This is a genomic window from Alphaproteobacteria bacterium (assembly GCA_030740435.1).
Taxonomy (GTDB): domain Bacteria; phylum Pseudomonadota; class Alphaproteobacteria; order UBA2966; family UBA2966.
Genome location: JASLXG010000051.1, coordinates 1 through 12,398, shown reverse-complemented (window position 1 = coordinate 12,398; position 12,398 = coordinate 1). Strand labels below are relative to the sequence as shown.

The window sequence follows — 12,398 nt, the reverse complement described above, 5'->3', positions numbered from 1 at the left end:
GTAGTTCCGCCAAGGATCGGCCGGCCCGCTCATGCTTCCGACTCCGCCCCCGCCCCCGCCCCCGCCCCCGCCCCCGCCCCCGCCCCCGCCAGGTAGCTCGCCTTGACCTCGCGGCGCGAGATCTTGCCGACCGGGGTCTTGGCCAACACGGGCACGATCTCGAGCCCCTTCGGCACCTTGAAGGCGGACAGGTGCTGCTTGGCGAAAGCCAGGATGTCTTCCGCCTTTGTGGCCTTCGCCGTCTCCCCATCGCGCAGGGCGACCGCCGCCTGCACCGCCTCGCCCCACTTCTTGTCCGCCACCCCGAAGACCGCGGCTTCGAGCACGGCGGGGTGCTGGTAGAGCACCTCCTCGACCTCACGGGGATAGACGTTCATGCCGCCGCTGATGATCATGTCGCCCTTGCGGTCGACCAGGTACATGTAGCCGTCGTCGTCCCAGCGCCCGAGATCGCCGAAGTGGAGCCAGCCGTCGACGATGGTCTCGGCCGTCAAATCGGGCAGGTTCCAGTAGCGCGCCATCATCCAGGGCGCCCGCACGCAGACCTCGCCCACTTCGCCCGGTGCCACGTCCTGGCCGGCCTCGTCGAGGATGCGCACGCGGCCGCCCAGCGGCCCCTCGCGGCCACACGACAGCAGGCGCTGCTCGTGTCCCTCGACGGCGGCCAGGTGTTCGGCCGGAGTCATGTGGGTGTTGAGAACATAGGCCTCGGTGCCGCCCCAGCCGGTGTGCAGGATGGCGCCGAAGCGCTGGCTGGCGGCGCGCACCAGGCCGGAAGAGGCGGGTGCCGCGGCGTAGCAGATGAAGCGCAGGCTGGAAAGGTCGTGGTTGTCGATCTCGGGGTGGTCGAGGAACATCTGCAACAGCGTCGGGATGGCCAGGATGTGGGTCACGCGGTGCTCGGCGATGGCGGCGAAGCTGGCCAGCGGATCGGGCGCCGGCAGGATCACCGCCGTGCTGCCGGTGACCCAGCCCGAATCCATCAGCCGCGCGGCAAAGTGGCTCATGGGCATGTACAAGAGCCCGACGTCGCCCTCCTGGCGCCCCGCCATGGCCACCCAGCCGACGATCGCGGCCTGGGTACTGGCGTAGCTGTGGGCCACGCCCTTGGGCTTGCCGGTGGTGCCGGAGGTGTAGAGGATTTGCGCCAGGTCGTCCTCGCTGCCGCGCACCAGGGGGGCCTCGCCGGCATGGGCCGCCAGCAGCCTCTCGTAGTCCTGTTCGTCGTCGCCGTCGACCACGATCAACTGGCGCAAGGCCGGCTGGCGCCCTTTCAGTGCCCGCGCCCGCTCGGCCAGCCCGGCGGCCGGCGCGATCAGCACCTGGGCGCCCGAATCCTCCAGGATGTAGGCGTGGTCGTCCTCGCTGAGGATGCCCAGCATGGGCACGAAGGCGGCGCCGGCGCGGGCGCTGGCGCATAAGGCAACCATGAACTGGTGGCTGTTGGCCTGCAGCACGGCGACGCGGTCCCCGGGCTCGACGCCGAGCGCCACCAGGGCCCGGGCCAGGGCGTCGATGCGGGCGTCGAGTTCGGCGTAGCTCAGCCGCTTTTCGCCCTCGATGACGGCGATGTTCCCGGGATACCAGCGGGCCGCTCGGGCGGGATAGTATGAATAAGGATGAATCATCGGCTCGGAGCGCCCGATGCTTTGGCACGTTCAGGCCATGGTATTGAGCATTGTTTGATTGTCAAGTATCACTCAGTTTGGTGTTCAGCAGTGTCCGCTCGCTTGGCGGGAGCAGCGGCAGGGAGGTTGCACGTGACGTCGAAACAAACCGCAGTGCTGGCCGGAATCCGGGTGCTCGATTTCGCCTCGATGATCGCCGGCGCCTACTGCACGCGGCTGCTTGCCGACCTTGGCGCCGAGGTCATCAAGTGCGAGCCGCTGGAGGGCGATTACGTGCGCGTGCCGCCGCCGCTGCGCGACGGCAAGAGCGCCTATTTCGCCCATCTCAATTGCGGCAAGAAATCGCTCTGTTTCGACCTCAAGCGGCCCAAGGCGCGCGAGCTGGTGGCCGACCTGGCGGCGCAATCCGACGTCGTGGTGGAAAACTTCCGGCCCGGCGTCATGCAGCGCCTGGGCCTCGACTACGAGGCGCTGGCCAAACAGAAGCCCGACCTCGTCTATTGCGCCATCACCGGTTACGGCCAGTCCGGGCCGGACGCCGGCCTGCCGGCCTATGCGCCCATAATCCACGCCGCCTCGGGCTATGATCTGGCCAACCTCGAGCACCAGGAAAATCTCGAACGGCCACTGCGCACCGGTCTTTACGTGGCCGATTACTTCAGCGGCATGGCGGCGGCCGGCGCCATCCAGGGGGCGCTGTTGCACCGCGAACGCACCGGCCAGGGCCAGGCCGTCGACATCGCCCTGATGGACAGCATGCTGAACATGCTGGTCTACCAGATGCTGCAGCACGAGTTCACCTTCGAGGGGCCGTTGATGCTTTACGCGCCGTCACCGACGCGCGACGGTTACGTCATCGTCATGCCGCTGACCCAGGCCAACTTCATCGCCCTGGCCGAGGTCACCGGCCATGCCGAGTGGCTCAGCGATCCCCGCTTTGCCAGCTTTGTCGAGCGCCAGCGCAACTGGGACGAATTGATGGTGCTGATCGACCAGTGGACGGCCGAGCGCACGTCCGAGGAGTGCGAGGCGCTGATCAGCGCCGCCGGCTGCCCCGTTTCGCGCTACCAGACCGTGGGCCAGGCCACCGAGAGCGCCCAGAGCCGGCACCGTGGCGTGCTGTCCGAGGTCGACGACGGCGCCGGGCCGGTGCACGTGGTCAACGCGCCCTGGCGGCTATCGCAAAGCCCCGTCGGCGCCCGGCCCTGGGTCGCCGAGGCCGGCCAGCACACCCGCGAGGTGCTGTGCGGGCTTTTGGGCCTGAGCCCCGAGCGGGTGACGGAGCTGGCCCAAATGGGCGTACTGATCGCGGCCGATGGGCAATAGCCGCAAACGCTCGGTGCGCATCGCCGGGCACCCCACCAGCGTCTCGCTGGAGCCCGAGTTCTGGGTCCAGCTCAAGCGCCTGACGGCGCTGCGGGGAATGTCGCTGAACGCGCTGGTCACCGAGATCGACGCCGGGCGCCAGGGGGCGCTCTCGAGCGCGCTCAGGCTCTACGTGCTGGCTGCCCTGGAAGCGGAGGTGGCGGGGCTCAGCGCTTCAGGCTCTTGAAGAGTCCCTTGATGAGGTCCTCGGGTTTGAGTTTCTGGGCCGGCTGAGGTTGCGGCTGGGTTTGGCTCTGGGTTTGGGGCTGTTGCTGGGTCGGGGCCGGCTGGTTGCCGCCCAGGACGCCGCCCAGCGCGCCTTTAAGTTTCTTGCCCCCGAACTTGCGCAACAGGGTTTTGCCGACGCGGCGGCTGACGTAGGCTTCCAGTTTGCGGCTTTTGATGTCGCGCTGCGGCGCATCCAGCGGACCCCGCAGCATCAGGCCCACGGGCGGCGCCTTGGGATGTTCGCTGAGGCGAAACTCGCCGAAGAAGTCGATCAGCCAGCGCGGCAGGTCGACGCTGCCCCGGCCCGTGCCGGCGCCGGCCTCGAGCTCGGCCCGGATGTCGTCGCTGCGGGCCACGCCGCGCTCGATCTTGGCCGTGCCGCCAACCCGGCTGAAGCGGGTCTGGCCATCCTTCATGCTGGTCTGGATGAGGCGCAGGAAGTCACCGCCGCGGTCGAGCTGCTTGAGGCGGTCGCTGAGTGCCTTGAGGTCGAAGCCTTGAACGATGCCTTGCTCGGCGGCAAAGGAGGCCTGGCCGCCGAGGCTGCGGATCATCTCGAGCTGGCTGCGGCCGCCGGCCTGGAAGCTGCCGTCGAGGCCGAAGCTGCCGCTGGCCACGTCGACGCCCGCGGCCGCCATCAGCGCCTTCTTGAGGTTGCCGCCCTTGATGTCGATGGTCAGGCTGGTGGCGGGTTTGGAACGGCCATCGAGGCGGGCGTTCAGGGTCACCTTGCCGTCGAAGAGCCGGCCGCTGAGCGGCTTGATGTCGAGCACGCCGTCCTTGACCACGGCCCTCAGCCGGGGCTTGGCGAAGTGGTAGCTGCCGTAGGCGATGCCCGGCGCCGCCAGTTGCAGGTCGGCATCGAAGTCGTTGAGAAACGCCACCTCGATGGCATCGCCGGACCAGCGCGGCGAGGCCGCCCCGCCGCCGCCGCCGCCAGCCCGGCGGCCCTTGGCGGCCCGGGGTTGGGGCGGCAGGAACAGATCGACGAGGATCTCGCTGGTCTTGAGGTTGGCCGAGACGAAGGGCTTGGCGCCGGCCAGGCGGGCCGCCGCCTGGCCTTCGAGCCGGATCGGACCGAAGCTGCCTTCGAGCTTGTCGAGCTTCAGCGCCTGGGCGTCGCCGGCCACCTTGAAGGCCAGCGCCAGGCCGCCGAAGGGTCTGGCCGCCGGCCGGTAGTCGAGGCCGAGCCGGCGTAAAAAGCGCAACGCATCGCCGGCCTTGGCCTCGACGCTCAGCTGGTAGCCGGCCCGCAGCGGCTGCACCGTACCCCGGGCCTTGATCCGGGCCTTGGCCAGGCTGGTCGAGAGCTCGAGCTCGAGGCCGTCGAGGCTGTCGGCCAGCTTGCCGCGCACCCTGAGAGCGGCGTCGAGGCCCTTGCCGGCCGGCTTGAAGGCCGGATCGAACAGCCGGATCAGATTGCTGTGGCTGGGATTGCCGAGATCGAGGGCCATTTCGACCTTGGGGTCCGTGAGCGGATCGGCCAGGCGGCCCTTGGCGCTCAGCCGACTGCGCCCGGCCCGCACCACGAGGTCGAGGTCGAGCCGCCCGGGCACGCCACCGATGCTGCCGTCGAGAGCAAAACGGCCCAGCCGTTCGGCCGGGAAGGGCAGCTCGAGGCCGGCCAGGCGAAAGAGCCCGGTCGGGTTCTTGGCCGTCACCTTGACTTTACCCTGGGCGCTGATCTTAGCCGCCAGGTCGCGGGCGTTGCCGGATAGCTCGAAGGTGGCGCCGGCCAGATTCTTGACGCTGGCGCGCCGCACTTTCAGGTTGCCGCCCAAGAGACCGATGTCGAGGGCGACGCCCCGGGCCGCCACCTTGTTGTAGGTCAGGTGGCCGAGCTTGAGCAAAATGTTGGTATCGAATTTGTCCAGCAGCGCCAGCGGCGAGGCCGCGGCTTCCCGGCCCCCGCTTTGGGCCGCGCTCTTGCCGCCCTCCTGGGCGCCGCTCGACGCCGTCGGCAGGTAGGCATCCAGATTCAGCCGGTCGATGGCGAAATCGGTGCTGAAGCTGGGCCGGGCCCTGAGGGCATAGGCCGCGCCGCCGCTCAGCCGGCTGGTGTCGAGGCGGCTGTCGAGGCCGTAGATCTCGATCAGGGCCGGGCTGGCGCGCAGCCGGGTGAGCAGGGTGAATTTGCGTACCCGGTCCTTGGGCACCGGCCCGATGTCGATGGCCAGCCAATCCAGCAGCGCCCGCAGGTTGTCCGAGGCCGCCTCCAGCGTGCCCTCGAAACGGGGCTGGCCCTGATGGCTGCCGAGGCGGCCCGAGAGGGCGGCGTCGGAGCCCCCCGGCAGCAGCACGGCGGCGCGCTCGAGCGTCACCACACCACCGGCCACCGTGGCCGCGATCTGAGCCTGGCGCATGATGGAACCGCGATAACTCAGCGCCTCGATGCCGAGGTTGAGGCTGCCGGCCAGCTTGGCGGGAATGGCGAAAGCGCCGCCGGCGCTGGCCGCAGTCCCGCTCTTGGCCGCCTGGCCGCCGCCTCCGTCGTCGCCGCCGGCCGCCGCTCCGGCCAGCAGGGCATCGAGGTCGAAGCGGTTGGCGTTGAGGGCGATGTCGAAATCCAGGGTCTCGGCGAAGGAGATATTGGCGCCGCCGCTGACGGCGCTGTTGCCCAGGCTGAGCTGGATGTTGTTGAGCGCCAATTCGGCGCTCGAGGCGCTCAGTGAGGTCTTGAGCGAGAAGGGCTGGTTGAGCAGCAATGGCGGCTTCTCGAGGCCGGCGGCCCGGTGCACGAGGCGGGCCAATTGGGCCAGGTCGGGGCCGGCGAATTCGAGCTTGGCCTTCAGCGTGGCAGCCGCATCGGGCTGCGATAGCGAGCCCGAGAGCCCGAGCTTGGTCCGGGCCTCGCCCAGCTCGAGGGTCAGATTCAGGGGCAGCGCCCGGCCCGCTCTCAGGGCTCCGATCTGGGCTTCGAAGGCCAGCCCCAGGCCGCGGGCGCTGAGCTTGCCCTGGGCCCTGAAAGGTCCCGCCAGGGAATTCGCGCTGAGCTCGGCGTCGATGCCGTCCAGGCGTTCCCTGAGGCCATTGGCGCCATCGTCAAAGATGATGGTGCCGTTTTCGATGAGCAGCCGGTCGAGGCGGAAATCCCTGCCGTTGTCGTCTTCGGCTGCGGCGCTGCCGGTGCCGCCGGTGCCCCCGGCCGGCTGCCCCAAGGGGCCAAGGAGCCAGTTGGCGCGGCCGTCAGCCAGACGCTCGAGCGTGATCACCGGCTTGACCAGGTGCAGCTCGACGATCTGCACCTCGCCGCGCAACAGCGGCCACAGCGCCAGCCGCGCCCGGGCTTTCTCCAGCGCCACCATGGTCGGCACCCGGGCGCCCGTCATGCTCTCCAGCGCCAGGCCCTCGACGCTGAGCGCCGGTGCCGGCAGCAGTCTCAGGCTGAGATCGCCCTTGATGTCGAGGTGCCGGCCGGTGGCCGCCTGGACGCGCTGGGTGATTTCGCCTTTGTAGGCGTTCCAGTCGATGAAACCGGGCGCGATCAGTAGCGCCGCGGCCAGCACCACGATCACGGCAAGTCCGCCGAAAAAGATCTTCTTCACGTCGCTCGTCCCTGTTGTTGGCCCGGCTTTCCCGGGCCTCGCCAAGGTATCCTAATCTATTGCCGGGGGCGGCGGCTGAAAAGCCCCACCTGCTCCATAGCGAACCGTAACAAGCTGCAGCCAAGGCATTAGCAATCGGCCTGTTGCGGAAACACCTGCGTTACAGGCCGGGTCTATCTCCCGGCGGCGCCTTTCTGGAATGGCTAAACGTCGTTGCCCCGTGCCAGCACGGTGGTGGGGAAACCGGGCACCGTGATGGCGGCCGGTACGCCGGGCAACGAACCGATAAGTGTGAAAGTATGGATCAGCCCGATGATCTCGATGGTCACCAGCGGCAGCCTGCCGCCCGGCTTGCCGGGATCGCCAACGCCGCTTTGGCTGTAGGTGATCTTGACATTTTCGGCGCCGATCACGGGGTAGACGTCCTGCATCTCGGTGATGATGGTGGCGAAATCGGCATCGGCGGTGGCTTCTTCGCTGTTGGCGCTGCACGACACCACGCCGGCCGAGGAGGCGGTGCAGACGATGTCAGCCGCGGTGATATCGCTGATATCGGCCAGGCGCTCGTCGATTTGCACCACCCGGGTGGCGCGCCGCGTCGCCTCGCTGGCCTGGTTGAACTCCAGCATGACGAGCGCGAAGTCGATCAGGCCCAGCGTCAGACCCACCAGCAGCGGGGCCACCAGGGCGAACTCGATGGCCGTGACGCCACGGCGGTCGCGCCTGACTTTACGTTCCGACATAGGCCTGCTCGTGCGAAAGCTCGATGCTGAAGGTGGCGAAGCCGAGGAAATCCAGCAGCCCCGGCAGCAACGGATCGAACGGCACCTCGGCCTCCAGGCGGATTACCGTCGAGGCCGACGAGGCGCCCGTCACGGTGTAGCTCTGCTCGCTGATGGTCAGGGTGCCGGTGTCCCAACCGGCTACCAGCAAATCGCCTGTGCCGCCGGTGTTGCCGTATTTGGCCAGGTTGCCCACCGTGGTCTCGTCGGCGGCGCTCAGCGGCGTAGCGGCGCGGGCGGCAAACAGTGCGCCTGTGCGCAGCCCCTTCTCGATGGCCGTCGATTGCTGCATGGCCCGGCCCAGTTCCAACGCCACCACCAGCGCCATCAGCAGCATCGGCACGACGATGGCGAACTCGACGGCGCTGACACCGCGGCGCTCGTGCCAGAGGCTCCCGAGGCTGCCCAGCAGTCCCCCCCTAGTCAAAAAGCCGCACATTGCCGAAATAGTTGTCTGAGTTGGAAAACGTCAGCGGGCCGATGATCTCACCGTAAAGTTCGGGTCTGGCGGGGTTGGCCACCTCCTCGGTGAGGAAGACGTTGACGTAGAGCCCGTCCGTGGGCACATCGCTCTCGTTGCCATTGAGCCCCAGCGCCACACATTGCAGCACGGTCACCGTCATGACCCGGCGATTGGCCTCGCCGCTGGCCGGCAGATTGTCGGCCGGCACGCCGTCGAGGTCGTTGTCGTCGGGGTTGGCGGCATCGCTCGGGATGTCGGCGGCTGCCGGCGTGATGGTGGTGTAGCCGGCGGCCAAGGCGCCGCCGATGGGGTAGACGGTGAGGGGGCCGTTGACGGCGAAGCTCTCGCCCAGCTCATAGAGGTAAACCTGGTAGCGCGTCGCCGCCGCGCCGACCGCGGCAAACAAGTCGGTGGCGTTCCAGGCGGCGTCGTGGTCGCGCCCGTCCCAGTAGCCTTCAGGGTCCCAGCTGCCGTTGCCGATCAACACGCCGGCGTCCTCGATGTCGCTGTCGTTGGGATAGCTGATGATGTTGGCGGCCGGTGTGGTGGTCTCGGGCTTGGGGTTGGAAAGCTCGTCGAAGCGCACGTTGACGCCGTTGCCGGCTGGGCCGACCATGCCGCCGGGCGCCGTGTCGACGGTCTGGCCATAGCACTGGTCCTCGTCCTCGGAGGCCATGGCGTCCTCGATGACGCCGGCCGCGTTGGAGCCTTCGGGGGTGGAAAGAAAGCCGAAGTTGCCCGGCGCGAAATTGCCGCCGCCCTTGGCCACCAGCTTGATCTGCTTGCCCACGGCGGCGCTGGCCATGACATCGGCGGCGGCATCCGCTTCGCTGAAATCGCACATCATCAGGGGCGGCGCCCGGCAGACGAAAGGATCGACGCCGGCCACCGCCTGGGCCTCGAGTTCCACCGTGCCCCTGCCGGCGACCTGGGAAACCAGTTCCAGCACGGGCTGGAACATCATGATTACGCTTTGGCCCCTGAGCTCGACCAAAACGTAGGCCGCCTCGGCGTCGTCGACGGTCTCGATCTGGCTGCCGCCGGCGGTGTAGGAGCTGTAGAAGGTGAGGCTGGAAACGGCCAGTTCTGTGGCGCTGCCCGGGATTGCCGAGCGTTGCGTCATGGCGCTTTGGGCCACTTCGCTGGCCCGGTCGATGGCGCCGGCGAGCTTGTCGAGCTGACGCGCGGCGGCCAGGGCGCCGGCATCGGCGCGGTCTTGCATCTGGCCCCGCAGCACCACCAGACGGCCGAAATCGACAGCCACGACGCCGGCCCCCAGCCCGACCATGCTCAACATTGCGGCATAGATGGCGACACTGCCCCGGCGGCTGGTCCACAATCCACCGGCACAGCGCTTGATCTTTTCCGACCACCCCCGCAGCTCTCGCGACCAGAACATCCGATCACCTCCGTTTGGCAGACCGGCATTGTCCGGGAAATCCCACCCGCTTGCAGTGACGGGTATCGCTCTACCGGGCAGCCTTTTTTGCGCCACCTATTGCCGCTTGGCCGCCTGTACGGTGGTCTCCAGGCGATCGAGGAACCTCGAGCGGTCGGACTTGGCGAACGGCCTCGGCCCGCCCGTAATCTCGCCGGCCTCGCGCAGTCCCTGCATGAGCTCGCGACCGGCCAGCGCCAGGCCGATACCCTGTTCCGTGAAGGCCTCGCCGTTTGGCTTCAGGGCCGAGGCGCCGGCCTCCAGGCAGCGCGCCGCCAGCGGGATGTCGTTGGTGACGCAGATGTCGGCCTTGCCGATGTGCCCGGCGATCCAATCGTCGGCGGCGTCGTCTCCCCGAGCGACGATGACCAACTCGACCAGGGGATCGGGGTTGGGGCGGATGCCGCCGTCGCTGACCAGGTAGGTCTTGAGTCGGTGGCGTTTCGCCACGCGGAGCACCTCGTCCTTGACCGGGCAGGCGTCGGCATCGACGTAAATTTCCACCATGTTGGCCCCGGCGGTTGCGCGACCGGGATTTCCGGACGGGCCGATTCTATCAGAATCCTCAGCCGACACTATTGACAATTTGATTGTCATCTTTATATTGACAATAACATTGTCGTTCTCGGATGGACCCAGATGACCAGCAAGGCCCAGCAACTCGACGCCGTGATCCTCGATCTCAGGCTTTGTTTCAATCTTTTGCGCGCACTCGGGGATGACTTGCACCGCGACCTGGGCGTCAACACCTCGATGCGCGCGGTGATGGAGAGCCTGGCCCGGGGCGGTGAGCAAACCGTACCCGAGATCGCCCGCAGCCGGAGCGTTTCGCGCCAGCACATCCAGGTCATCGCCAACCGGCTGAGCCGGGCCAAGTTGATCGAAACCCGCGACAATCCCGCCGACAAGCGCACCTTCCTGATTTCGCTCAGCGACCGGGGGCAGCGCTTGTTCGGCCAGATCCAGCAACGTGAGGCAAGCGAGTTCGGGCGCCTGTCCCGGGCCATTTCCGGCCCCGAACTGCAGGCAGTGCGGGAGACGCTGCAAAAGCTCAACGCTGCCCTCGTCAACACCGGAGAGAGATCATGAACTTGCGCCAGACCATCGTCGCCCAATTCAAGAAACCCCACGGCTGGCTGGGCCGCGTCGCCGGCTGGATCATGGCCAACCGCCGCTCCAACCGCCAGCGCAACTATTGGATCGTTGATCTGCTTCGGCTGCGGCCCCATGACCGCATTATCGAGATCGGCTGCGGCCCCGGGCTCGCCCTCGAGGCCTGCCTGGCCCGGGTGGACGGGGCCGCGGGGACTCAAGTCGTCGGCCTCGATCATTCCCGCACCATGCTCGACCAGGCCCGGGCCAGGAACGCCAGCGCCAGCCGTGAGGGACGTCTCGAGTTGCGCCTCGAAAGCCTCGACGAGGTGGCGCCGTCGCTGGGCCTCTTCGACAAGCTCTATTCGGCCAACGTGGTGCAGTTCCTACCCGATCGGGCGGCCGCCTTTCGCAAGATACATGCCCTGCTCAAACCCCAGGGCATCGCCGCCACCACCTACATGCCGCGCAGCAAGAACCCCAGCCGGGCCGAGGCGCTGGCCATGGCGGAAGAAGTGAAGGGCCACATGGCGGCCGCCGGCTTCGTCGGAATCAGGATCGAGGAATTGGCGCTGCAGCCGGTACCAGCCGTCTGCATCATCGGCGAGCATGCCTGAGCCAGCGAATTCTTATGGTTCTCGGCCCTTGCCTGTTGCTCGGCGACTCTAGAGCACGTCGCGGTTAATCTGATCCATTTGATGGCGCAATCAAGCCATTGTGTGGCGTTGCGCGGCTTGCCCGATGCCCCACATCGCGCTACGCCACGCGCCTACCACAATGGCTTGCTTGCGCCATCAAATGGGTCAGATTAACCGCGACGTGCTCTAGCTACTTCTCCTCGACCAGGTGGGCTACGTCGGGTGTCAGCGGGTCGGGATCGCCCTGGTTCGTGATGTCGCTGGCGCTGAGCACGCTTTGGCGCCGGTCGGGGGTTGCGGCCAGCAATATCTTGAGCTGATCGACGGTCTCGTCGATGCGCTCCAGGTGGTGCTGCGCCGCCTCGCTGCCCACCGCTTCGGCGTCGCCCGATTGCAAGTACTGGCGCAGGCTGTTGACGAAGAAGTCGATGGCGTCGAGGTAGTCGTCTACGCTACGCGCGCGCCGCATGTAAGACTGGTGGACGTTGCGTAGATTTGCGACCAAAAGGTTCATCAGGCCACCGACGAAACGGTCGGTGGCGTCCAGCTTGGTTTCGAAAACGGCGCGCGGGATGACCACGACGCTGGTGTTCTCCAAGGCCTGGGCCGAGGCCATGCGGGGGCTGTCGTCGATCAGCGCCATTTCGCCGAACATCTCGCCCTTGCGTAGCGTGGCCAGGCTGACTTTCTCGCCGTCGACGGTTTTGGAGACTTGGACGGCGCCGTATTCGACAAGGAAGGCCGAGTTCCCCATGTCGTCTTCCCGGAATACGACCTCGCCCTCGCGAAACAGCTTTTTGTTCCAAAGTCGACGTTCGGTCATGGACTTTGCTCCTCCGCGGAACCGGTCCCCGGGATACCCTCTTGGCCCGCCAACCTAGCACGTCAGCCGTCCCGCCACGACCATGAGCGAGCAATAATCGACCAAAGTGCTTCGCCGGCAGCTGTTATCCACGCTCGTTCTCCGGCCCGACGCTCTCCCTTACGAACAGCCATGACGCCACCAATATACTGTTTTTGCAGGGAAAAAATTCCCAGTTCAGCGCTGAATTAGGAAGTTCTTCGATCTGCCTAGCGACAAGCCCGGGACGTTTCGGGACTCACTTCGTCAAGCCGGTCTCGCCCGCAAGCCTCGGGGGCCTATCTTGATGCCAGCAACGACGGAGAGGATCCACCATGGCGACCAACACCGATTTCCCCGGTTTTTCGCCCCGGCTTC

General features: G+C 67.2%; 11 protein-coding genes. 4 read left to right on the top strand and 7 right to left on the bottom strand.

All coding sequences use genetic code 11. The annotated features are described in order from the left end of the window. Nucleotides 1–29: 29 nt before the first annotated feature. Nucleotides 30–1,628, bottom strand: coding sequence for an AMP-binding protein (locus tag QGG75_06155; protein MDP6066826.1), 1,599 nt, complete (start codon nucleotides 1,626–1,628; stop codon nucleotides 30–32). A gap of 132 nt (nucleotides 1,629–1,760) precedes the next feature. Between QGG75_06155 and QGG75_06150 the strand changes: the two genes are divergently transcribed. Both QGG75_06150 and QGG75_06145 read left to right on the top strand, forming a co-directional pair. Next, nucleotides 1,761–2,954: a CoA transferase gene (locus QGG75_06150; protein ID MDP6066825.1), complete on the top strand. Its 1,194-nt coding sequence runs from the start codon at nucleotides 1,761–1,763 to the stop codon at nucleotides 2,952–2,954. Next, nucleotides 2,944–3,180 carry a ribbon-helix-helix domain-containing protein gene (locus QGG75_06145; GenBank protein ID MDP6066824.1) on the top strand — a complete coding sequence of 79 codons (237 nt, stop codon included), beginning with the start codon at nucleotides 2,944–2,946 and terminating at the stop codon, nucleotides 3,178–3,180. Before QGG75_06150 ends, QGG75_06145 begins: the two co-directional genes overlap by 11 nt. On the opposite strand, the gene QGG75_06140 is transcribed toward QGG75_06145, so the two are convergent. From QGG75_06140 to QGG75_06120, 5 genes are all read right to left on the bottom strand, one after another. Then, nucleotides 3,161–6,766 carry an AsmA family protein gene (locus tag QGG75_06140; GenBank protein MDP6066823.1) on the bottom strand — a complete coding sequence of 1,202 codons (3,606 nt, stop codon included), beginning with the start codon at nucleotides 6,764–6,766 and terminating at the stop codon, nucleotides 3,161–3,163. The two genes, QGG75_06145 and QGG75_06140, sit on opposite strands and share 20 nt — an antisense overlap. Before the next feature lie 203 nt (nucleotides 6,767–6,969). Next, nucleotides 6,970–7,509, bottom strand: a complete 540-nt coding sequence (locus QGG75_06135; protein MDP6066822.1) for a pilus assembly protein — start codon at nucleotides 7,507–7,509, stop codon at nucleotides 6,970–6,972. Further along, nucleotides 7,496–7,975 (bottom strand): pilus assembly protein, encoded by a 480-nt coding sequence (locus QGG75_06130; protein ID MDP6066821.1) that lies wholly within the window; start codon nucleotides 7,973–7,975, stop codon nucleotides 7,496–7,498. Before QGG75_06130 ends, QGG75_06135 begins: the two co-directional genes overlap by 14 nt. Then, entirely contained in the window at nucleotides 7,968–9,410 is a 1,443-nt protein-coding gene (locus QGG75_06125) for a pilus assembly protein TadG-related protein (GenBank protein MDP6066820.1), read from the bottom strand. Before QGG75_06125 ends, QGG75_06130 begins: the two co-directional genes overlap by 8 nt. 96 nt (nucleotides 9,411–9,506) lie before the next feature. Then, nucleotides 9,507–9,953 (bottom strand): YaiI/YqxD family protein, encoded by a 447-nt coding sequence (locus QGG75_06120; protein MDP6066819.1) that lies wholly within the window; start codon nucleotides 9,951–9,953, stop codon nucleotides 9,507–9,509. A 135-nt stretch (nucleotides 9,954–10,088) separates the two neighbouring features. On the opposite strand from QGG75_06120, the gene QGG75_06115 reads away from it, so the two are divergent. Continuing rightward, nucleotides 10,089–10,538, top strand: a complete 450-nt coding sequence (locus QGG75_06115; GenBank protein ID MDP6066818.1) for a MarR family transcriptional regulator — start codon at nucleotides 10,089–10,091, stop codon at nucleotides 10,536–10,538. After that, a complete protein-coding gene (locus QGG75_06110) occupies nucleotides 10,535–11,158 on the top strand; it encodes a class I SAM-dependent methyltransferase (protein MDP6066817.1) in 624 nt (207 codons plus the stop codon). Before QGG75_06115 ends, QGG75_06110 begins: the two co-directional genes overlap by 4 nt. Nucleotides 11,159–11,369: 211 nt before the next feature. Here the strand turns inward: QGG75_06110 and QGG75_06105 are convergent, their stop codons facing one another. Continuing rightward, a complete protein-coding gene (locus QGG75_06105; GenBank protein MDP6066816.1) occupies nucleotides 11,370–12,002 on the bottom strand; it encodes a cyclic nucleotide-binding domain-containing protein in 633 nt (210 codons plus the stop codon). Nucleotides 12,003–12,398: the final 396 nt, after the last annotated feature.